The following is a 20,654-nucleotide window of genomic DNA, read 5'->3' on the forward strand; positions in this document are numbered from 1 at the left end:
TTCCGGCCGGTTCGAGCAGGCAAATGTGCGCGGCGCTATGCTTGTGTCCCCTGTCGCTGTAGAAACCAGAACTCAAGGAGCACAATTCCATGTCTCTCACGATGTATCGCGCATCGATTCCCGTCTTCATCCGCGGACTCGAGGTATGCGCGGATCTGCTGAAGAAAGGCGCCGCCTTCGCCGATGAAAAAGGCCTCGCCCACGCCGACGTGATCAACGCGCGCCTCGCCCCCGACATGCTGCCGCTCGCCGCCCAGATCCAGCGCGCGAGCGATACGGCGAAGCTGTCGGCGGCGCGTCTTTCCGGCGTCGAAGCGCCGCGCCTCGAGGACGACGAAGACAGTTTTCCGACGCTGCAGGCGCGCATCGAGAAGACGATCGCGTTCCTGAAGAGCATCGACAAGGCTTCGTTTGCCGGCTGCGAGACCCGCACCGTTACGTTGAAGTTTCCGGACTTTTCACCGTCGTTTTCGGGCGACGATTATCTGTTCGGCTTCGGACTGCCGAACTTCTATTTTCACGTCGTTACGACGCACGACATCCTGCGCCACCTCGGCGCGCCGATCGGCAAGCGAGATTTTCTCGGACCGCTCAAATGAGGTTGTGATGCGGGTCGCGCACGTTGAGTGAACGTGGCGTTTGACAAGCCGCTCGATCGGACGATCGAGCGGCCAGGTGAAGACGTGTGTGAGAACTATCCTTGCCGCGCCGCGATCTGCTTGCGCCAGCCCGCGAGAATTCGACGCGCGAGCGCGTCGTAGTCACCGCCGAAGTGATGATCGCCCGGCAGCTTCACCACTTCGATGCCGGTCTTCGTCAGTTGCGGGCAGAGCGTGTCCTCTTCCTTCTCGCCGTAAATGCATTGCACCATCGACGGCGGCAGCTTGTTGAATTCCGGCCGCACCTTGAGCGCCTTTTCGCTCGCGTGCATGCCGAGCCAGCCCGTGACGCGGATCTGAAAATCCGCGTCGGGCGAGAATCCCATCAGCGAGATATATGACACCTGCTCGCGCACCGCGTCCGGCAGACGGTTGTACGCGAACGGCATCACGTCCGCGCCGAACGAATAGCCGACGAGCGCCACATGGCTCGTATGCCAGCGCGCGTTATAAGCGCGGATCACGCGTGCGATGTCATTGGCCGTCTGCTGCGGCGTCTTCTCGCTCCAGAAGTAGCGCAGCGAGTCGATGCCGATCACCGACACGCCATCGCGTTGCAGCGCGAGCGCCATCGTCTTGTCGAGATCGCGCCAGCCGCCGTCGCCGGAAATGACGATCGCGAGCAGATCGGTCGGTTGCGCGGCGCGCAGTTCGATCAGCGGGAGATCGGAGACGTCACTGTCGGTCGCGGGCTCGATTTTCTTCAGACGCGGCGCCGTCATCGCGACGAGCGCGGCGGCCTTCGTCTGACCCGGTTGCAGCGCGGTGCGCTGCATGAAGCCCGGCAAACCCTTCGCGTGGATGATGGTCGGGTCCGGCGGGCACGGTTTGAAGCGCGCGTCGAGTTGCGTATCCGCCGCGAGCGACACGGCGCCCGCGACGGTGTTGTCGGGCGCCTGCTTCAGCGAGCTTTCCGCGACGGTCGCGCCCTGGCCCGTGCCGACCAGAATCGGCGAGAAATAATGATTCGACTGCACGGTGCGTTCGAGCTGATGGCTCATGTTCTCCGCATCGCCGACGAGGTTATGGCAGGACTTCTCGGTCTTGTCGGCCGCGAGTCGCGCGGCGTAACGGGGCGTATCGACGCCGATCACCATCGCGCCCTTGGCGGCGAGCGCATCGGCGGCTTCCTGATCGGCCGGCGTCCAGCCGCTTTTCTCGGAGAACAGCACGACGAATCCGGTCATGCCGCCGGTGGGCTTCGTGAGCGTCACCTGGCCGTAACGTCCGCCGGAAATCGATTCGGCAGCATGCGCCGCATTGAACAACGACACACCACAGACAGCGGCCACCACGAGCGCCGCCGCTTTCTTGCAAAGGAATTTCATGAACGCCAACCGCCCGCGAGGAGCGAAAGATCCGCCAAAGTGAAAAATACGCCGACCGAACCGGACGCCGCCAGATAACGCGGCTCCCAGCGCGGCTGGAACTTGCTCTTGAAACCGCGCAGTCCGCGGAAGTTGTAGAAACGGCCGCCGAAACGCCAGACGAGCCCCGCGAGTCGATGCCAGTGCGATGCCAGCGGCGTAGGCTCCATGCCCGACAGCGGCGCAATACCAAGCGACAGCGACTTGAATCCCGCTTCCTTCAGATGCAGCGCGAGCTTGGTGAAGAGATACTCCATCGCGTAAGGCGACGCGGCCGACACATGGCGCATCACGCCGACGGTCGCTTCGGTGTTCATATCGGTGGTCATGAAGGTGACGAACGCGACCGGCTCGCCCTGCTGGCGCACGAGCAGCACCGACTGCGCCGCCAGATATTCCTCGTTGAACGCCGCGACCGAGAAGCTCTTCTCGCGCGCGGAGCGGCTTTCGAGCCAGTCGTCGGAGATCGCGCGCAGCATCGGCATGCTTTCGGCGATGTGCTCCGGCCCGATGACTTCCGTATCGAAGCCATCGCGCTCGCCGCGCTTCAACGCATAGCGCAGATGCGACCGGTGCGAGCCCTTCAGATCGAATTCGGAAAGCGCGACGTGCGCTTCCTCGCCGAGCTTCATCAGCGTGAGGCCGGCGTCGAGATAGAGCGGCAGCGCATCGGCGCGGACCTGATAGAACGCCGCGCGGCCGTTGTGCGCATGTGCGAGCTCGACGAATTTGCGGATCAGTTCCGCCCACTCGCGGCGCGGACCGACCGGATCGTGAAGCGCGGCCCACGTGCGGCCATGCTTCGCGTACATCAGAAATGCTTCGCGCGACTCGGAGAAGAGGAAGCTCTTGTCGCCCATCATCGCGAGGCCGGCGTCGCTGCGTTCCTGCGCGCGGAAGATGCGCGCGGCATCGGCGAGATCCTGCGGCGCGGGTTTCACGAAGCGGCCCGCCGCCGGACGCAGCAGTTGCCACACGCCGAATGCCGACGCGAACACCGCCGCCGCGAGCGTCGCGCGCAGCGCACGCGGGGCCCGCTCGTCGAAGGCGAACTGCCACCAGAGGTCGCCGCTGTACGGCACGTCGCGGAAGGCGAAGAGCATGATCCACACGGCGAACGCCATCACGACGCCGATCGAAATCAGCCACGTCGCGGTGAAGCGCTCGGCGAAGAGCGACGAGCGGCGATTGAAGCGCTCGCGCGTCAGGACGAGCAGCACGACGAGAAACGCGAGCACGCCGACTTCGACGAACGCGAGACCCTTTGCGAGCGACAGTGCGAGGTTCGCGACCGCCAGCGCCAGCGCGAGCCACCAGGCGGCGTCGAGCCGGCGCATCAGGCCGCGCGCGACGAAGAGCAGCAGCACGCCGAGCACGGAGCCGAGCAATTGCGAGCTTTCCAGCACCCACAGCGGGACGATGGTTTGCAGCAGCGCGATGCGCATCTTGAACGCGGGCGTCGCGCCCGAGATGACGAGCATCGAGCCCGCCGCGAACGTGACGATCGAAAGGAACAACGGCGCGAGCTGCGACACGTGACGCGGGCTCAGCAGACCGAAGCGGCCCTTCAGAGCGCGGCCTTCGAACGCGGCCATCACGCCGGCGGAAAGGATCAGCGGAAGGCCGAAATAGATCGCGCGATACGCGAGCAACGCGGCGAGCACGTCCGGCGTCTGGGCGCTGTTGCCGAGCGCGAACACCATCGCCGCCTCGAACACGCCGACGCCGCCCGGCGTATGGCCGATCATGCCGAGCAACATAGCCGCCGAGAAAACCGTCATGAATTCGCCGAAACCGACTTGCGGGTTCGGCAGGAGCGCCCAGAGCGCGAGTCCGGCGCCGAGCACATCGACGACGGCGAGCGCGGCCTGCGCGACGAAATCGCGGCGCGCCGGCACGGTGAACGAAAGCCACGTCCAGCGCGAACGCAGCGTGCGCGGCGCGGCGCGGCAGACGATGACCATCGCCACGAACAAGGCGAGAAGCGCCGCGCCGGTCACGCGCAGCACGGCCGGCGGCACGTGCATCATGCCCGAGAGCGTGCCCGCGCCGAACAGCATGCCGGCGGCGGCCATGAAAGCGAGGGACAGCGCCAGCGTGACGCTCGTGAAAATCGTCAGTCGGCCGACCTGCGCCGGCGTGACCTCGGCCGCGCCGTACACGCGGCAGCGCACGGCGCCGCCTGTCAGGGCGCCGAAGCCCGTCACGTTGCCGAGCGCCGAGCCGACCGTCGCGCCGACCCACAGCAGGGAACGCGGCACCGCGACGCCGATGTGACGCAGCCCGACCGCGTCGCGCCCGACGAGCGCGGCGAAGCTGAGCGCGGTCGCGAACAGCGCGGCCATCCAGGCTTGCGGCGTCATCAGACGCAGCGAGTGGATCACCGACTTGTAATCGACCGAGCGCGAAAGATGCTGGAAGACCACCAGCAGCAGCACGCAGATGACGACCGTGAGCACGGGCGCGGCGAACCGCTGAAGATCGATGCCGCCGGACGAACGTCCGGTCGGGGCAATGGCGCGAAGCCGGGCAAGCAACTTTGTGCGAGACATGCGTTCTATCAAACTGGCAACCGCTGCACACCGGCCGCAAGCGATCGATGGCAACGGTACAACACGGTTTATCGGGACCCGCGCACCACACGCGGTCGGAGAGCGCCATTTCGGCTCCCGCCGCCCGCGCTCGCGCCATACAAAAGGCTTTAAGGCATGAAACGCCTATATAACGGCGGCGGTTGACCCGACTTGACTAATATTGGGAAAACTACGGATCGAAAGCCTGCAATCAGATCTGACGCGGTTTTCCGGACGGCTAAACCGGCACGAATGACCGATCACGCGCGCTTTACGGTTTGTCAGGAGAGCGGGTAGGATCGACGGCCACGAGGCTTGCTGGCGTCGAACGAGCACGGGACGCTAGCTTAAGCGGATACTACAAAAAAAGGCATCGGAATCATGAGAAAAAACATCGCAATCTTGTTTGCCGCAATCGGCGCTTCAATGTTGAGCGCGTGCGTTGCGACCGACGACGCCCTGCTCAAGACCGTGCCCTTCGGGTCCGGCACGTCGCAGTACAAGCCCTACGACTTCATCCGATGCGTGAAGGAAAAATGGACGCCGATCGCGCCGCGTGTGCGCGAATACTCGCCGAGCTCCGATACGCTGGCCGTTTCCGTGCCCAGCGGCGGCATGACGAGTCAGTCGGTGGTGTTGGTGATCGCGCAGGCGTCCGCGAACGGCACGGGCTACACGCTCTACGGGGACGTCGCAGCGGCCGGCCGCTACGTCACGGCGACGCACACGTGCGATTGAGCCCCCGTTTTCTCGATCAGGAAGGCTTGCCGTTGCGCATGTCGACGCCGGCCAGATGCGTCCCGACGACGCGTCCGATCAGATAACCGTCCGATGCGCACGCGTTGACGCGTTCCTTGCCGTCCCACTGGATCTTGTACTGATCGTCGAGGGAATGGACCGTCGATCCGTCGAATTTGCGCCTCGCCTTGCCGCCATTGCGCACGTCCTCGCTGACGAGGCGGTTCCAGGTCAGCGCGTAGCCGTAGCGCACGCCGTCGGCGAATGCGCCATCGTCGCAGACTTGCGATGGGGGAGTCGTCTTGAGCATCAGATGGTAGCCGTTCGCGGAGCCGACCATGATGCGCCGCTCGCCCGGCGGCGCCCGCGGTGCTGGCTTGACCGGAACTTGAGCCGCTTGCGCGGCCGATGCCGCCGACGCGGCCGCGGCTGCGTCGGTGTCGTTCTGCTGCGGAAGCGGCGCGCATGCGCCGAGAAGCAGCGCCGCTGTCACCGCGATGGCCGTGCCGGCGCCTTGCATTTTTATGAACGTCATCCTGCGAATCACCTACGCTGACTCCATCTCAAATATAGTCCGGGCTATACCTTACCATCCTCGGGCGCATTCCTCGGAACGATGAAAAAACACAGCGCAGATGCGACGACGCGGGCGCCTTTCGGGCAGCCCGCGTCGAAAAGAAGGTGAATCTGACGGCTCAGGATGCCGACGACGTATTGCTCATCGGCATTTCGATCCCGCGCCGCGCCATCTCGACGATCAGGAACGTTCGCCGCGTTACATGAAAGCGCGCGAGCAGATCGCTCGAATATTCCTTGGCGGTGTTTTCGCTGATATTCATCTTGCGCGCGATGGCCTTGTTCGACAGCCCCTGCAGCAAATAGCGCAGCGTCTCGGTCAGGCGAGGCGGCAGATCGAGCGATTCGACCGTCACGCCCGCGTGCGGCGAAACCGGCTTCGGGCTGTGGCCGCCCTTGCCGAGCACCGTGTTCGGCAGATAGACGCGCCCGTTGAGGATGGTTTTCAGCGCTTCGCGGAACACGCCCGCGCCCTGCTCGCTGCCCTTCGAGATGAAGCCGCACGCGCCGTTCTTGATGCATTCGAGCACGGTGTCGCGGTCGTCCTGCGCGGAAAGCATGATCGTCTGGATCTCGCGCTCTTCCTCGCGAATCCAGTTGAGCAGGTCCATGCCTGTGGCGTTGCCGCGCAAGTGGTAGTCGAGGAACATCAGATCGTAGGTATTGGCGGAAAGCTTGGCTTTCGCCTGCTCGAACCCGTCGGCTTCGTCGATCTCGAGCAAAGGCTCGTTCGCCAGGATGAGGCTTTTCATGGCGCTCCTGGTGAGCCCTTCGTCCTCTACTAGCAACACTGTTTTGAAATAGCCATTTTCCATTGCGACGCTCCGAGAACGGTTCCGATATTACGCGCGCCCTGTGCGACTTCCACCCCCCTTTCGCAGGGATACATTCGGCAGTCCCCCAAAATTCCCCGCATCCCCCTCCCGTGCCGGGTTTAGCGACCGGCACGTTCCGTCGACACTGGTCGCAGTCGATTCAACCACGTAATGCAATACGAGAATGGAGGATGAGATGTCAAGCCGTCTGGCCGACAACGAACGCGAATTCGCGTTGTGGCGTATCAAGCGGGCCCGCGCCGGAGACGCATCGCGCCGTGTGCTGATCGCCCACAAGGACAAGTCGATCGGCGATTCCCTCGCCGTGCAACTTCGGCTCAAAGGCTTGCAGGTCATCCATTCGCAGGATCTGAAATCCGTGCGCGCGCTGGTGCACAGCTGGCAGCCGCAGGCGCTGCTGCTCGATACGCGCCTCGACAACGATTCCGGCTACGTCTTTCTGCGCACGCTGCGCATGGACGCCGACGTCACCGGGCGGCTCCTCGTCGCGATGAGCAACGTGTGGCCGGCCGATCCGGTTCAGACGCTCAAGGAAGCCGGTTTCGACGCCCACTGCCGCCGGCCTTGCGCGACCTGGCGCATCGTCGATCTCGTGGAATCGTTCTTTTCCATGCCGCTCACGCGCTGATACGCATATCTGGAGGTGCCGCCATGAACAGGGATGCATGCCTCGTCGCCGGGGGGACGTTGCCGGCGAATGCGTCGCGCTGTCCCCCGGTTCGCGAACGCGCCGGTGTCGAGGCGCGCGTCAGGCGCCGCCGCCGTCGTACGGGGCCGGGATCGCGCCGGCTGCCATCACGAGCGACGCCCGTATTTCACTACCTGGCTCGATGACCGCGATGCCCGTCCCGGGCAATCCTTGCGCCGCGAGGTTGAAGCCGTCGCTCACGTGCGACACCGGTTCGACGCACAGATAACCCGCGCCCGCCGGACAATGCACGACGACGTGGTTCAGCGTGTCGCCGGCTTTCAGTTCGAGCGTGCGGCCATCCGCGTAACGCAGCGTGGCGCGGCCGTCCCAGCCGCTCAGATAACGCGTGTAGCCCTCCGTTTCCCGCACATGCCGATGCGCGGGCGGCTCGGCCGTCGGCTCGATCGCGATCTCCGCTTCGTGACGCCAGTGCGTCGTCGCATGAAGTTCGGCTTCGTGCGCGCCGAAGTAAGGATGAAAACCGAGGCCGACGGGCATCGGGCTGGACGACCGGTTCGCGATCCGCATCGACAGCCGCACGCCTTCTGCATTCGCTTCGATCAACTGCACGGCCTCGAATGCCCACGGCCAGCCATGCTCGCCCTCGCCGTGCACGTAACGCAACACGACGCAATCCGCCTCCTGAAGCTCGACGCTCCATGCCGCGAACTGGCCGAAACCATGCAGCGCGTGCGCCATGCCGGGAAACGTCGCGATCTCGACGATGGAACCGTCCGGCGCGGCAAACCGCGCATCGCGCACGCGATTGGAAAACGGCACGAGCGGATAACTGCCGCCCTTGGGCCATGCATCGCACGGCCAACTGGCGGCTGTCACCGGCACGAGCCAGTCCTGCAACCCGCGCGCGCCTTGCGTGGCGAACCGAGTGATGCGCCCGCCCGCCGCCGGCGCGATCTCGATGACATGCGGCCCGCTCGAAATGCTCAGGCGCGGCGCGGCGTCCAAAGGTACGACTTCACGAAATTTCGTCACGACACGGCTTCGAATTGAAAAGAACCCGCGCGTAGGCGCGCGGGTAGAACATCACTGCTTCTGCTCCTTCACGCGCGACACGAGCTGCGTCGGGCTCACGAACTGCAGCGCGATCAGCACCCAGACCATCGTGATGGCCATATAGATCATCGCCATTGCGTCGATGGACTGCGGCGCGCGCACGCCTGTCGAGAACACGGCGTAATAGAGCGCGACGACGAGCGTCTGAGTCGTCGGCCCGGCGGTGAAGAACGTCAGCTCGAACATGCCGATGGTGCGCACCAGCACGAGCAGGCCGGCCGCCAGCATGCCGGGCACGAGCAAAGGCAGCAGCACGTAGCGGAAGTAGCGGAACGTGTTCGCGCCGAAGATGCGCGCGGCCGATTCGAGATTCGGATCGATCTGCTCGATGAACGGCGTCATCACGAGAATGACGAACGGCAGCGCAGGCACCAGATTCGCGAGGATCACGCCGGTCAGCGTGCCCGCGAGATGGAACTTGTACATGACCGTCGCCATCGGGATGCCATAGGTCACGGGCGGCACCATCAGCGGCAGCAGGAACACGAGCATCGCGAAGCGCTTGCCGGGGAACTGCACGCGAGCGAGCGCATACGCGGCCGGCACGCCCAGCACGATGGACAGCAGCACCACCGCGCCCACCACTTCGAGCGTCACGAGGAGCACGCTCGAAAGCTGGAAGTCGCTCCATGCCTGCGCGTACCAGTGCAGCGTGAAGCCCTGCGGCAACAGCGTGCCGAACCAGCGCGTCGCCACCGAGTTCACGGCGACGGTCGCGATCAGCAGCAGCACGTTGACGAGGAAGAAGCCCATCGTCGCCCAGACGAAGAACTTCCATAGCCTGTCGCGCAGGCTCACTTGCTGTTTCATGTGCTTGCCGGTGCCGTTCGTGGTTTCGGTCAGCGCGCCGGCCTGCCAGCCGGACGCCGCGCGGTTATCGGTCGTCATTATCCCTTGCCTCCCGTCACCGGACCCGTATAGAAGAAGCGACGCGCGCCGAGCATGCCGCCCACGACGAGCAACTGCACGAAGCCCATCACGATCGCGATCGTCGATGCGAGCGCGTAGTCGTAGTTTTCGAACGCGGCTTCCGAAGCTGCGATCGAGATCACGCGCGTCGGACCGGCGGGCGCACCGAGCAGCACCGCCGACGGAAACACCGAAAACGCCTGCACGAACGAGAGACAGGCGGTCATCGTGAGGCCGGGCAGCAGCAGCGGCAGATAGATCTGACGGAACTGTTGCCACGGGCTCGCGCCGAGCGTCGCGGCGGCGCGCGCGAGCGTCGGGTCGATGCCGGTCACATACGACAGCGTCAGCAGAAACGCGAACGGAAAGCCCGACACGATCAGCGAAATCAGCACGCCCCAGTAGTTGTGCGTGAGCCGCACTTCATCGCCGTAGAGATGCAGCGCCTGCAATGCCTGCGGAAACCAGCCGTTCGGGCTGAAGTACGTCAGCATGCCGTCGGCGATCAGCACGGTGCCGAGCGTCACCGGCACGACGAGCAGCGTCGTGACGAACTTCTGCCACGGCGACGTGCGGCGCAACGCGAAGGCCACCGGCACCGACACGCCTACGTTGATGATCGTCGCGGGCACGGCGAGCTTCAGCGTGACGACGATCGTCGGCCACATCGACGAATCGGTGAAGAACGTGATGTAGTTCGCCCAGACGCTGCCGCCGTTCATCGGACTGAACGACAGCATCAGCCCGTAGGCGAACGGATAGATGAACAGCGCGATGATGAAGAAGAGCGCCGGCGTGACGAGCCAGCCCTTCGGATCGCGTGGCTGCGCGGGAAGCGCGATCATTTTTCCTCTCCATACACGAGCGTTTTCGAAGGCACGACGCGCAGCGAGATGCGCTCGCCTTCGCTGCATTCGCCCGCGATGCGCGCCCAGAGCTTGCCGAACGCCGTATTGACGATGATGAGCGAATCGCGCCCGCCATATTCGACGACTTCGACGTGCGCATCGAACGCGTTCTCGGCGCCGGGCGCCGCGCGTTCCATGTCTTCGGGACGCAGCGCGACGGCCACGCGCTTGCTATCGAAGCCTTCCATCGGCGTGCCGAGCAGGCGCACGCCGCTCGCGTTCACCGCGACGGCTTCGCCCTGCGTGCCTTCGAGCGTTGCCTGCACGACATTGCGGAAACCCATGAAGCGCGCGACGTGCAGGTTCTTCGGCCGCGAATAGACTTCCTTCGGCGCGGCCACCTGCTGGACGACGCCCTCTTTCATCACGACGATGCGATCGGCCATCGACAGCGCTTCGTCCTGATCGTGCGTCACATAGATGGTCGCGCGCTCCAGCTTGCCGTGGATGCGGCGAATTTCGGCGCGCATCTCGATGCGCAGCTTGGTGTCCAGGTTCGAGAGCGGCTCGTCCATCAGAACGAGCGGCGGCTCGATGACGATCGCGCGCGCAATTGCCACGCGCTGCTGCTGGCCGCCCGAGAGCTGACCGGGAAGCTTGGCGTCGTGGCCGATCAGTTGCACGAGCTGCAAAGCGGCTTTCGCGCGCTTCGTTGCTTCCGCCTTCGGCATGCCGCGCATCTTCAGGCCGAAGCCGACGTTATCCAGCACCGACATATGCGGAAACAGCGCGTAGTTCTGAAAGACCATGCCGAAGCCGCGCTTTTCGGGCGGCAGCACGTCGATTCGTTTGTCGTCGAGCCAGATGCCGCCGCCCGTCAACGGCTGCAATCCGGCGATGCAGTTCAGCGCGGTCGACTTGCCGCAGCCCGATGGCCCGAGCAGCGCGATGAACTCACCGCGCTGGATATTCAGATCGAGTCCCTTCAATGCCGCGAGCTGCTGCCCTTCCGCGTTGGTGAAACTGCGCGAGACCGAGTCGAGGCGCAACTGCTCAAAAGTGTGCTTCATGACAATTTCCTGCGCTTTTTTGTACAAGCGGCGACGCGCCCTGACGGGAGCGTCGCCGTCTCATTACCGCGTTACGCCGAGTTACTTCGTCTTCGCCGCGCCGACTTCGCGATCCCATTTCTGGAAGGCCGCGACCATCGCCTGCGCATTGAGCGGAAGCACGTGCGGACGGTCGGCGAGCAGCTTCGCGTACTCGGGCCGGCCGAACTTCTGGATGACTTCCTGACTCTTCGCGGGCGCCATCGAGAGCGGCACATCCTTCACTGCCGGGCCCGGATAGAAGTAGCCATCGTCATAGGTCAGCGCCTGCTGCGCCGGCTCGAGCATGAAGTTCATCAGCTTGTAGAGCACGTCGAGCTTTTCCTTCGGCACGCCCTTCGGGATCACCATGTAGTGGGCGTCGTTCACCCAGGTCATGTTGTCGAACGCGGCCACCTTGAATTCCGCCGGCACGATGCCGAGCGCGCGCGGGTTGATGTCCCAGCCCGTCACCGTGACCGTCATGTCGCGCGTGCCCTCGCCCAGTTCCTTCATGACGGCCGAGGTTCCGCCCGGATAGTACGGAATGCAGTCGTTCAGTTGCTTGAGGAATGCCCAGGTCTTGTCCCAGCCGTTGATCGGGTCCATCGGGTCCTTGTCGCCGAGCACATACGGCAGGCCCATCAGGAAGGTGCGGCCCGGGCCGGAGTTCGCCGGGCGCGCATAGATCAGCTTGTTCGGATGCGCCTTGCACCACGCGAGCAGTTGATCCGGCGTCTTCGGAACGTCGGTGACCTTGGCCGGGTTGTATTCGAGCAGCGGACCCGCCGGCATATAGGTCACTTCGAGACCATAGCCCTGCGCGATGTCCTGCATCTTGCGCGGGCCGGGCGCGTACTTGTCGAGCACGCCGGGGAACGCCTTCGCGTTATCGGGAAGCAGTTTCTCCCACAGGCCTTGCTGGATGCCGGCCGCGAGCGCGTCGGTGCCGGTCACGACGAGGTCGATGTCAGAGCGGCCCGCCGCCTGCATCGCCTTGATCTTGCCCGGCAGTTGCGGCGCGGGCGCGTTCGTGAAGGTGATGCTGGAAACCAGATCGGGATACTTGGCCTTGAACGCCTCGAAGCCCTTTTGCGTCAGTTGCAGATTGCCCGCAACGTCGACGATGTTGATCGATACGGGATCGGCCGCGTATGCCGCGCTCATGCCGAAAGCCGCGCTGACGGCGACGCAAACCGCCGCCAGTTTCACTGACAGTCCTGCCTTGAAAGCCATTTTGTCTCCTCACTTCTCTCGCAACCGGTGGTCGGGAAAAGGTCCGGTCGAATTCTTCGATTTCGTCGATCGCCGGCCTGTTTGTGCTTCGTTCTGATTCGTCTGTGCGCCGCTTGCTGGCACCTTGAATGTAGCGTGTCTCTGTACGCGTGCGTCCTCATGGCGACCGGATGCTGAAAAATAGCTAACGGGGTCATAGGATGTCAAGCAAATTGGTTCCCGCGAGGCTGTTACCGAAACAATGGGAAGGCGGTTTTTCCTCTGGCGATAGCGGTTTGCAAGCTATGTTGGGAGATACCCCGAGCAGTTGTTTCCTATCTTTTTAACCGGGATTTAACTGTTGTTTCCTGAGGAGTTATCGCGTCTTTCCTTCGGGTTGAATCGGCGCCGGATGTTCAACGTTGGGGGCAAAGCGGATCGGATTCGCCTGCTGCCAGGACGCAGAGCGCGATGTTCCACGGCGACCAACTAAATGGCGGAGCAGCAGTCACCTAAAGTTGTCAAACAACTTACCCGTAAGCGAGAGAGTTTTTGCCCGCCTGACCCAAGGTTGTGTGACAACTGCAGCAGTGGCTAGTCGCCGAATATCCGGTCGAGCGCGTTTTGAAGATGCGCCTTCATCGCTTTCCCGGCTTGGGCGGGATCGCGTGCGCGGATCGCTTCGAGGACTTCGAGATGTTCACGCTGGACGAGACGCTGGCGCTCGAGCGTTTTCACGAACGACAGATTGCGCGACAGGTTCATGCTGACTTCGACCTGTTCCTCGATGAACGCCAACGCGGTAATGAAGAACTGGTTCTTCGATGCGCGCGCGACCGCGAGATGGAACGCGAAATCGTCTTTTGCGCCGATGCCCTGCTGCGTCTCGACGATGCGCTCAAGCCGATCCCATGCATCCTGAATCGCGCGAAGGCCGTCTTCGTCGGCCTTGATGGCGGCGAATTCCGCCGCGCCGGACTCCGTCACGATCCGAAATTCGTAGCAGCGGCGGATGTCGGATAGCGTTTCGAGCGGAGCGAATCGGCGCACATCCGGATCGGGACGACGTCCGACGATCGTTCCCGAGCCGCGCCGCGTCACGATAATCCCGTCCGCGCGCAATCGCGCGAGCGCTTCGCGGACGGTCGGTCGAGAGGTTGCGAACCGTTCAGCGAGCGCATGCTCCGTGAGAAGCCGGTCGCCCTCCTTGAACTCGCCTTCCACGATGCTGTTGAGGATGTCGCTGTAGATTCGGTCGGCGAGTCCGGATGACTTACGCTCGTTCATGTTCGCGCTTGTCGTGCTTGTCAGGGTGGGAGACCGATTGTAAGGCAGATTTTTCGCGTGGGGTCACGCGTAGAGATCAAGCGCGAGCAATAAAAAAGTCGGTCGACGCAGTGGCTGCGTCGACCGACTTCGATTGCTCCGGTGTTACGTCAGACGCTTACCACTGATGGCCTGCGCCGATCGTAAACCCGACGTTGCCGGAACTGCTGGTATTGCCCGAAGCCTTCACGACCCATCGATCGTCCTGCGTCACGTACGAGACGCCGATCGCCGCACCGGATGCGCTCGCGTAACGCGCGCCCGCGATCGATACCATGGTTCTGCCCGGAGCGGTCGGCTGCGGCAATCCCGCTGCGGCCATCGCCGCGGCGATACCACCGTATGCCGTGCTGGCGACATTGTTGATCTGGCTCTGCACGCCGGCGATGCGCGAATCGGTGTAGCTTTGCGCCTGCGCCGATGCCAGATTCAATTGCCGGACGTTGACCGCATCGGTTTGCTGCTCGCCGTTGGCAACGTTCGTAATCTGGCGTTCGTTGCCTGCCGATCCGACTGACACCGTGTTCGCCCGGTCGGCCACCGAATTCGCACCGAGCGCGACCGAATTGTCCGCACTCGCGTTCGCGTTCGCGCCCATGGCCGTAGCATGCGTGCCGGTGGCGCTGGCGACCTCGGTGGCGCGATTGCCATCGGCGGCAAACAAGGTATTGCCACCACTTTCGGCAATGTTCGTCACGCGGTCGAGCGCGGCGTTCATCTGGTTCACGTTCACGGCATCCGTGCCGGCCATACCTTCCGCGACGTTGTGAATCGTCGTTGCGTTGGTGCTATTGCCGAGCGTAATGCTCGTGTAGTCGGGTTTGCCATCCGCACCCGCGTCATAGGTGACGGCGGCCTTCGTCGAGCCGTCGCCATCGATCAGGCCCGCCCGCTTCAACTGAGACACATTGACTGCGTCCGTATCCGCCGTGCCGGCCGCGACGTTCGTGATCTGGCGTTCCGCGCCTGTCGCGCCGACCGAGACGGTATTCGGACGATTCGCCACCGAGTTCGCGCCCAATGCCACCGAGTTGGCCGCCGACGCCGACGCAGCGCCCCCGATCGCCACCGAGTCCGCGCCCGTCGCGGACGAATCCGGCAGCGTGGAATTGGCGTGGAAGTACTTGATGCCGCCGCCTGTCGTGATGTTGTTCAGCGTGTTGTTGATCGTGTCGATGTCGGTCGAATTCTGGGCAGTGCGTCCATCCAGATTTGTCAGTGCGTCCCCGACGTTGTCGAATTTCGAGTTGTCCGTGAACTTGTAGGTCGGCTTGGTGATCTTGCCGTCCCCGTCCACGCTTGCTCCGCCACCCAGTGCGTCCGCGGCGCTTTGTGCGGTCGCGAATAGCTGCGAACCGTTGATCGCTTCGTGGCTCTCGGCGTTGACCTTTCCGTTAGCCACGTTGTCGATTGTCACCTGAGCGTCAGGATCCTGAGCATGCAGCGTGATCTTGCTGTGTGTCGAATCGTCGTAGGTCACGGTGTTCGCGACACTGCTCGCGATCTTCGAATTCAATTGAGAAACGTTGACTGCATCGGTGTCTTTCGTACCCGTTGCGACGTTCGTGATCTGGCGTTCCGCGCCTTCTGCACCAACGGAGACAGTGTCGGCACGATCCGCACGCGAACCGGAGCCGAGCGCGACGGCGTTGTTCGCGGATGCGATCGCACCGCCGCCGATTGCCACCGCGTTGACGCCGGACGCGGACGAATCCGCCAGGGTCGAATTGGTGTGGAAGTACTTGATGCCACCGCCATTGTTGATGGTGCTCAGCGTCGTGTTGATGATGCTGATGTCCGATGTGTTCTGCGTTACGCGGCCGTCGAGATTCGTTAGCGCGTCGCCGACGTTGTTGAATGTCGAGTTGTCGGTGAACGTGTAGGTCGGCTTGGTGATCTTGCCGTCGGTGTCCACGGATGATCCGCCGCCCAGCGCGTCGGCGGCGCTTTGCGCGGTGGCGAAGAGTTGCGAGCCGTTGATCGCTTCGACGCTATTTTCGTTTACCGCCCCAGGCGCGACGTTCTTGAGCGTGACAGGCGTGCCAGGCGTGCCGAGCGTCACGCTCTTGTGATCCGGATCGTCGTATTGGACGGTGTTGTTCAACGCGACCGACAGAGAATTGACGCCCGTCGACAGCGAGCCCACTGCGCTCGAAGTCGAAATCGAAAGCGAATCGATGCCGGTTGACAGTGATGTCACCGCCGTGGACGTGGACGCGGACAGCGTGTCGATGCCCGTCGACAGAGATGTGATGCCGGAAGTTACCGTGCTGAGGCCGGTCGACAGCGAGGCGACGTTCGACGTTACCGTGCTCAAACCCGTCGAGGTCGATGTCGACAGCGAATCGAGGCCCGACGTCACCGTGCTCAAACCTGTCGAAGTCGATGTCGATAGCGTGTCGAGGCCCGACGCTACCGTGCTGAGACCTGTGGACAGCGAGCTCACGTTGGACGTGATCGTGCTCATGCCCGTCGAGAGCGAACTCACATCGGAAGTCACTGTACTGAGACCTGTGGACAGCGAGCTCACGTTGGAGGTTATCGTGCTCATGCCCGTCGAGAGCGAACTCACGTCTGAAGTCACCGTACTGAGGCCGGTGGAAAGCGAGCTCACGTTAGACGTGATCGTGCTCATGCCCGTCGAGAGCGAACTCACGTCGGAAGTCACCGTACTGAGGCCGGTGGAAAGCGAAGTGACACCCGAGGTCACCGTACTCAGACCTGTCGAGGTCGATGTCGACAGCGAGTTGAGGCCCGAAGTCACCGTACTGAGGCCTGTGGACAGTGAGCTCACACCGGAGGTCACCGTACTGAGGCCGGTGGAAAGCGAAGTGACACCCGAGGTAACTGTACTTAGCCCCGTCGAGCTCGATGCCGACAGCGAGGTGAGGCCCGAAGCCACCGTACTGAGGCCTGTGGACAGTGAGCTCACACCGGAGGTCACCGTGCTGAGGCCGGTGGAAAGCGAAGCGACGCCCGAGGTCACCGTGCTCAAGCCCGTCGAAGTCGATGTCGACAATGAATCGAGATTTAAATTCACTGTGCTCAGGCCCGTCGATAGCGAAGTCACTCTGCTTGCCGCAGTGCTCAGGCCCGCGGACATCGAACTGGACACCCCGAATAGCTGGGTGCCGTTGACCGCGTCGAAGCTACCATTACTCAACATTCCCGCCGCCACGCCCGTGATCTTGTTCCGGTTCATGTTGATCGGCGCATAGGCATTGATCGTGGTCGTTCCAGCGATGGGATCCGTGACGATGGCGAGCTGGTCGGCCCCCGCGGTGCCAAAAAGAAGCGTATTGGAGTCTGGGGCGAGTGCATAAGCGCCGGCCAAGGCGGCTTGATCGAACGCGACAAACCCTACACCAGTCTTGCCGCCGCTGTCACAACCTGCGCCGTTCTGCGGACCGCTAGCCGTCGATGAGAAACAATTCGAAAGCCCGCTCGAATCGAAGACGCCATTCATGTAGCTACTCGCATCCGCCGCGTGCGCAGACCCGCCCGCAATCGTGGCCATCGCGGAAGCGGCCACAACCACCGATCGCTTCGTGCTCTTTCCCCTGGTTCGAGCGAGTTCAGGAACGACAACCCACTTTTGACACGCCTGGCTCCATACCACTTTATATGTCTTTCACTCAAAAACCTCGTAGATTCAATCGCTCAAATTTGTGACTCGGCGTTAGACGCCTGCTCGCCAGGACAGGTAAAAAGAAATAGCGCGTCATTGCTCGGGTTTCGATTGCGTCGGATCGCGCCGACAATCGAAATAAAAGAGCATTCAATGGCGTTGGTCAGATTTTTTGATTCGTTGTACTGATCTTATAAACCAGAATAGGGAATCACTGACGCCACCCGGTCCAGGCGAATTCACGCAATTCTTGGCGTTCCTATCGAAATTTTCAATTGATATATTCCGAAAATCGCCGCTGGATGCCTAAAAATCGCAACTTCACAGGCGATTTACGCGCGCCATCGAAAAACCTCTTTAACCGTAAATAGCGCTTCGAAATTTCTATTAACTGATTCTAGTCAGCTAATTAAACTAATTGATTGCCAATGACAGACAGATCAAATTCGCGAGCGATTGAAAAACCGGCTGAAACAAGTCGGGAATTGAGAGCGATAAGCGCCGAGACAAAATTCGCCTCTGCCCTCGGCTTCGTTGTGCTCACGAGGTCCAGCCCTCGACACCGTCCGTCAATCTGTCGGAGCCATTGAGCAGAAGATCGCCGCGGAGAAATCTGCGTCGACCATCGGCAGGAAGCAGGCGCGCGGCTGGGCACTTCGTCGCCAATGAACCTGGAGAAGCAAAGAAAGCGTGATGCGCATCCCTCGCACACCACAAACAAAAAGCGCGCCGCGGTTTCCCGACGGCGCGCCTCGACCCGCTCCGACAACACTCAAATCGACAACAACTCGCGCGCTTCCTTCGCCGTCGCCACCGGCCTTCCATACTCCGCACACAGCGACGCCACGCGACTCACCAGTTGCGCATTGCTCTTCGCGAGCGTGTCCTTGTCCCAGCGCACGTTGTCTTCCAGCCCCGTCCGACAATGCCCGCCCAACTGCAACGTCCAGTGATTCACTTCGAGCTGATGACGCCCAATGCCCGCGGCCGTCCACGTCGCATCAGGCAAATGCTTCTTCAACTGCTCGACTTCGAACTCGAGAATCTCGAGCCGCGCGGGCAAGGCATTCTTCACGCCGAGCACGAACTGCACGTGAACGGGCGGCTTCAGCAAGCCCTGATTCACGAGATCGACAGTGCTATAGAGCATCGCCAGATCGAAAATCTCGATCTCGGGCTTCACGTTGTGATCGAGCATCATCTGCGCGAGCGAGCGCACGAAATCGGGCGGATTCTCATACACGATCGTCGGAAAGTTGACCGAGCCCGTCGCGAGCGACGCCATGTCGGGCTTCAGGTCGAGCATCGCACCGCGTTGTTCGAACGAGCGTCCGCGACCGCCCGTCGAGAACTGGATGATGATGTCCGGACAATGCTTGCGAATGCCCTCCTGCAATTCGGCGAACCGATGCCGGTCGGAGCTCGAGCGTTCGTCTTCGTCGCGCACATGCAGGTGCACGAGTGTCGCGCCCGCTTCATACGCCTCGTGCGTGCTCTCGATCTGCTCGGCGATCGTGATCGGCACCGCGGGATTGTCCTTCTTGCGCGGCACCGAGCCGGTGATCGCCACCGATATCACGCAGGGTTCTTTCGTAGGGGATTGGGTCACGCTTCGCTCCTTGACGGCGCCATCCTTGCGGCAACAATGCGGGGATCGCGAACGGCGCTCAAATTTGAACTAACTAGTACGTTTGTAATGATGAGGCATCGTGCGTTCCGCTGCAAGCCAAACAAACCCTAACGCGCCGGTCCTCGCGGAGTCGCCGTTCGTACGAAGAATCGGCGCGCTTTTCCTCTATTGCCGCTCCGCGTGTTCCGCGAGCATTTTTCCGACCTGCTCGTCGGTGATCGCCGGTTTGATGTCGAACATGAACAGATCGGCCCATTCATGCGCCCAGCGCGCGAGCGGGTCGATTTCGTCGCATTCGCATACGGCGACGCCCCAGATGGAACCGATCGCATGCCAGCGTCCCAGCAGCCTGATGCCGTCGGGCGGCGCACCGCGTGTTTGCAGGAATCGTTCGGCCGCCTGTCGTTCGACCTCGGGCTGCGCAGTCCAGTTGACGATGAATAGCATGGCTCGATCCTCCTGTTGGAACGCCATGAAACGGCGCGATGCGCCGGGTCGCCGCCGCATCGGCACATCGGGCCCGACGCGGTTCATCCAGTATAGGAGGCGGCGGTCGAGCCAGCCGTGCAATGCATCGCTGCTCGTCGCGATCGATGCGCATTGCGGTCAATGCACGACGACGACCGGCGCCGCGAGCACCGGCTGCGCATAGGTGATCCTGACGGCCGGCGCGACCGCGTAAGGCGACACGACGACGACGGGCCTCGGCGGCGGCGGCACGGCGACCGCCACGGGCGCGACGACCACGGTGCGCGCGGGCACATAGTAATAAGTCGGCCTCGGCGGCGGCGCGTAGTAATACACGGGACGCGGCGGCGGTGCATAGACGACGGCGGGCGCGACATAGGAAACCTGCACGCTCGTTCCGGCCAACGCGGATTCCGCGCAGGTCAGGCTGATGGCGGCAACGGCGGAAACGCTGAGCAAACGGATGTTCATGGTGAAGTCCTCATGCATCGTGAGTCATGGATTTCGGCAGCGTGAACGAAACACATCTGCCGGCGATGAGAACGATAGCGAAGCGTCGCCCGAACCGTGAGCCCTAACTTGTGTCGCCGCATGTCGATGCAATCTCGCGTGCAATCCGGCGACATGATTCGTAGCATTCACGAGATTGCGTTCGCCGCGCGGCTCAATAGAATGACATCACCGTCGACGTTCATTCGTACCCGGACCAGGGAGAGAGCCATGCGAAAATTTCTTGTCATCCTTGCCGCATGCGCGGCGTGCGCCACATCGGGCGGCGCGTTCGCGCAAACCGCCACTCAGCCGATGGGCGCGAGCCCGCGCGTCGAGCACGCGCTCGGGCAGTTGCAGACCCGCTTCTCGAGCGCCAACACGACGCACGACGGCAAGCTCACTCGCGCGCAGGCGTCGGCGGGCATGCCGATGGTGGCCAAGCACTTCGACCAGATCGACACGCAGAAGAACGGCTACGTGACGCTGCCGCAAATCGAAGCCTTCATGCGCGAGCACGCCGCGCAACGCTGATCCGG

The 20,654-nt window shown here is 62.8% G+C and carries 19 protein-coding genes and 1 pseudogene; 5 read left to right on the plus strand and 15 right to left on the minus strand.

Translation table 11 applies throughout. The annotated features are described in order from the left end of the window. The first annotated feature begins 89 nt into the window (after positions 1–89). On the plus strand, positions 90–599 hold the full coding sequence (locus ACEN42_RS18745; protein ID WP_371882125.1) for a DUF1993 family protein: 510 nt from the start codon (positions 90–92) through the stop codon (positions 597–599). A 95-nt stretch (positions 600–694) separates the two neighbouring features. On the opposite strand, the gene ACEN42_RS18750 is transcribed toward ACEN42_RS18745, so the two are convergent. Together ACEN42_RS18750 and mprF are read right to left on the minus strand one after the other, a co-directional pair. After that, complete coding sequence (locus ACEN42_RS18750) at positions 695–1,987, minus strand: virulence factor family protein (protein ID WP_371882126.1); 1,293 nt, start codon at positions 1,985–1,987, stop codon at positions 695–697. Further along, the gene (gene mprF, locus ACEN42_RS18755) at positions 1,984–4,578 is read right to left on the minus strand and encodes a bifunctional lysylphosphatidylglycerol flippase/synthetase MprF (protein WP_371882127.1); all 2,595 of its coding nucleotides are present in this window, start codon (positions 4,576–4,578) and stop codon (positions 1,984–1,986) included. Before mprF ends, ACEN42_RS18750 begins: the two co-directional genes overlap by 4 nt. 447 nt (positions 4,579–5,025) lie before the next feature. Between mprF and ACEN42_RS18760 the strand changes: the two genes are divergently transcribed. Beyond that, positions 5,026–5,337 (plus strand): hypothetical protein, encoded by a 312-nt coding sequence (locus ACEN42_RS18760; protein ID WP_238291840.1) that lies wholly within the window; start codon positions 5,026–5,028, stop codon positions 5,335–5,337. Positions 5,338–5,353: 16 nt separating this feature from the next. On the opposite strand, the gene ACEN42_RS18765 is transcribed toward ACEN42_RS18760, so the two are convergent. Both ACEN42_RS18765 and ACEN42_RS18770 read right to left on the minus strand, forming a co-directional pair. Continuing rightward, positions 5,354–5,872 carry a hypothetical protein gene (locus tag ACEN42_RS18765; protein WP_371882128.1) on the minus strand — a complete coding sequence of 173 codons (519 nt, stop codon included), beginning with the start codon at positions 5,870–5,872 and terminating at the stop codon, positions 5,354–5,356. Positions 5,873–6,032: 160 nt separating this feature from the next. Beyond that, on the minus strand, positions 6,033–6,728 hold the full coding sequence (locus ACEN42_RS18770) for a response regulator transcription factor (RefSeq protein ID WP_035501961.1): 696 nt from the start codon (positions 6,726–6,728) through the stop codon (positions 6,033–6,035). 196 nt (positions 6,729–6,924) lie between these two features. Between ACEN42_RS18770 and ACEN42_RS18775 the strand changes: the two genes are divergently transcribed. Next, a complete protein-coding gene (locus tag ACEN42_RS18775; RefSeq protein WP_035502017.1) occupies positions 6,925–7,377 on the plus strand; it encodes a response regulator transcription factor in 453 nt (150 codons plus the stop codon). A gap of 120 nt (positions 7,378–7,497) precedes the next feature. On the opposite strand, the gene ACEN42_RS18780 is transcribed toward ACEN42_RS18775, so the two are convergent. The 7 genes from ACEN42_RS18780 to ACEN42_RS18810 all read right to left on the minus strand — a co-directional run bounded on the left by ACEN42_RS18780 (position 7,498) and on the right by ACEN42_RS18810 (position 16,046). Further along, positions 7,498–8,433, minus strand: a complete 936-nt coding sequence (locus ACEN42_RS18780; RefSeq protein ID WP_371882129.1) for an aldose epimerase — start codon at positions 8,431–8,433, stop codon at positions 7,498–7,500. A gap of 51 nt (positions 8,434–8,484) precedes the next feature. Next, positions 8,485–9,402, minus strand: a complete 918-nt coding sequence (locus ACEN42_RS18785) for an ABC transporter permease (RefSeq protein WP_187606358.1) — start codon at positions 9,400–9,402, stop codon at positions 8,485–8,487. Then, positions 9,402–10,268: an ABC transporter permease gene (locus tag ACEN42_RS18790; protein ID WP_035501965.1), complete on the minus strand. Its 867-nt coding sequence runs from the start codon at positions 10,266–10,268 to the stop codon at positions 9,402–9,404. Before ACEN42_RS18790 ends, ACEN42_RS18785 begins: the two co-directional genes overlap by 1 nt. Next, the gene (locus tag ACEN42_RS18795; RefSeq protein WP_238291844.1) at positions 10,265–11,341 is read right to left on the minus strand and encodes an ABC transporter ATP-binding protein; all 1,077 of its coding nucleotides are present in this window, start codon (positions 11,339–11,341) and stop codon (positions 10,265–10,267) included. The genes ACEN42_RS18790 and ACEN42_RS18795 overlap by 4 nt, the downstream gene beginning before the upstream one ends. An 81-nt stretch (positions 11,342–11,422) precedes the next feature. Beyond that, on the minus strand, positions 11,423–12,526 hold the full coding sequence (locus ACEN42_RS18800; RefSeq protein ID WP_371882254.1) for an ABC transporter substrate-binding protein: 1,104 nt from the start codon (positions 12,524–12,526) through the stop codon (positions 11,423–11,425). A 642-nt stretch (positions 12,527–13,168) separates the two neighbouring features. Further along, positions 13,169–13,861 (minus strand): FadR/GntR family transcriptional regulator, encoded by a 693-nt coding sequence (locus ACEN42_RS18805; protein ID WP_371882130.1) that lies wholly within the window; start codon positions 13,859–13,861, stop codon positions 13,169–13,171. 157 nt (positions 13,862–14,018) lie between these two features. Then, positions 14,019–16,046 (minus strand): YadA family autotransporter adhesin, encoded by a 2,028-nt coding sequence (locus tag ACEN42_RS18810; protein WP_371882255.1) that lies wholly within the window; start codon positions 16,044–16,046, stop codon positions 14,019–14,021. On the opposite strand from ACEN42_RS18810, the gene ACEN42_RS18815 reads away from it, so the two are divergent. Further along, positions 16,021–17,118 carry a hypothetical protein gene (locus tag ACEN42_RS18815; RefSeq protein ID WP_371882295.1) on the plus strand — a complete coding sequence of 366 codons (1,098 nt, stop codon included), beginning with the start codon at positions 16,021–16,023 and terminating at the stop codon, positions 17,116–17,118. The genes ACEN42_RS18810 and ACEN42_RS18815 overlap by 26 nt on opposite strands. Here ACEN42_RS18815 and ACEN42_RS18820 read toward each other — a convergent pair. The 4 genes and pseudogenes from ACEN42_RS18820 to ACEN42_RS18835 form a co-directional block, all read right to left on the minus strand. Then, a pseudogene (locus tag ACEN42_RS18820) lies at positions 17,019–17,519 on the minus strand (ESPR domain-containing protein); the annotation flags it as partial. The gene ACEN42_RS18815 and the pseudogene ACEN42_RS18820 overlap by 100 nt on opposite strands. A 781-nt stretch (positions 17,520–18,300) precedes the next feature. Further along, on the minus strand, positions 18,301–19,137 hold the full coding sequence (locus tag ACEN42_RS18825) for a 3-keto-5-aminohexanoate cleavage protein (RefSeq protein ID WP_187606362.1): 837 nt from the start codon (positions 19,135–19,137) through the stop codon (positions 18,301–18,303). Positions 19,138–19,323: 186 nt separating this feature from the next. After that, positions 19,324–19,605, minus strand: a complete 282-nt coding sequence (locus tag ACEN42_RS18830) for a DUF3303 domain-containing protein (protein WP_187606629.1) — start codon at positions 19,603–19,605, stop codon at positions 19,324–19,326. Positions 19,606–19,764: 159 nt separating this feature from the next. After that, positions 19,765–20,097: a hypothetical protein gene (locus tag ACEN42_RS18835; protein WP_371882131.1), complete on the minus strand. Its 333-nt coding sequence runs from the start codon at positions 20,095–20,097 to the stop codon at positions 19,765–19,767. Positions 20,098–20,346: 249 nt separating this feature from the next. Here ACEN42_RS18835 and ACEN42_RS18840 point away from each other — a divergent pair, with 249 nt between their 5' ends. After that, the gene (locus ACEN42_RS18840; protein ID WP_187606364.1) at positions 20,347–20,649 is read left to right on the plus strand and encodes an EF-hand domain-containing protein; all 303 of its coding nucleotides are present in this window, start codon (positions 20,347–20,349) and stop codon (positions 20,647–20,649) included. Positions 20,650–20,654: the final 5 nt, after the last annotated feature.

Origin of the sequence: Caballeronia sp. S22 (assembly GCF_964261745.1) — a bacterium.
Classification (GTDB): domain Bacteria; phylum Pseudomonadota; class Gammaproteobacteria; order Burkholderiales; family Burkholderiaceae; genus Caballeronia; species Caballeronia jiangsuensis.

What these genes read in the sequence shown, in the direction of transcription:
- ACEN42_RS18745 (WP_371882125.1), top strand. Translation starts at nt 90, where the DNA reads ATGTCTCTCACGATGTATCGCGCATCGATTCCCGTCTTCATCCGCGGA.
- ACEN42_RS18750 (WP_371882126.1), bottom strand. Translation starts at nt 1,987, where the DNA reads ATGAAATTCCTTTGCAAGAAAGCGGCGGCGCTCGTGGTGGCCGCTGTC.
- mprF (WP_371882127.1), bottom strand. Translation starts at nt 4,578, where the DNA reads ATGTCTCGCACAAAGTTGCTTGCCCGGCTTCGCGCCATTGCCCCGACC.
- ACEN42_RS18760 (WP_238291840.1), top strand. Translation starts at nt 5,026, where the DNA reads ATGTTGAGCGCGTGCGTTGCGACCGACGACGCCCTGCTCAAGACCGTG.
- ACEN42_RS18765 (WP_371882128.1), bottom strand. Translation starts at nt 5,872, where the DNA reads ATGACGTTCATAAAAATGCAAGGCGCCGGCACGGCCATCGCGGTGACA.
- ACEN42_RS18770 (WP_035501961.1), bottom strand. Translation starts at nt 6,728, where the DNA reads ATGGAAAATGGCTATTTCAAAACAGTGTTGCTAGTAGAGGACGAAGGG.
- ACEN42_RS18775 (WP_035502017.1), top strand. Translation starts at nt 6,925, where the DNA reads ATGTCAAGCCGTCTGGCCGACAACGAACGCGAATTCGCGTTGTGGCGT.
- ACEN42_RS18785 (WP_187606358.1), bottom strand. Translation starts at nt 9,402, where the DNA reads ATGACGACCGATAACCGCGCGGCGTCCGGCTGGCAGGCCGGCGCGCTG.
- ACEN42_RS18790 (WP_035501965.1), bottom strand. Translation starts at nt 10,268, where the DNA reads ATGATCGCGCTTCCCGCGCAGCCACGCGATCCGAAGGGCTGGCTCGTC.
- ACEN42_RS18795 (WP_238291844.1), bottom strand. Translation starts at nt 11,341, where the DNA reads ATGAAGCACACTTTTGAGCAGTTGCGCCTCGACTCGGTCTCGCGCAGT.
- ACEN42_RS18800 (WP_371882254.1), bottom strand. Translation starts at nt 12,526, where the DNA reads ATGAGCGCGGCATACGCGGCCGATCCCGTATCGATCAACATCGTCGAC.
- ACEN42_RS18805 (WP_371882130.1), bottom strand. Translation starts at nt 13,861, where the DNA reads ATGAACGAGCGTAAGTCATCCGGACTCGCCGACCGAATCTACAGCGAC.
- ACEN42_RS18830 (WP_187606629.1), bottom strand. Translation starts at nt 19,605, where the DNA reads ATGCTATTCATCGTCAACTGGACTGCGCAGCCCGAGGTCGAACGACAG.
- ACEN42_RS18835 (WP_371882131.1), bottom strand. Translation starts at nt 20,097, where the DNA reads ATGAACATCCGTTTGCTCAGCGTTTCCGCCGTTGCCGCCATCAGCCTG.
- ACEN42_RS18840 (WP_187606364.1), top strand. Translation starts at nt 20,347, where the DNA reads ATGCGAAAATTTCTTGTCATCCTTGCCGCATGCGCGGCGTGCGCCACA.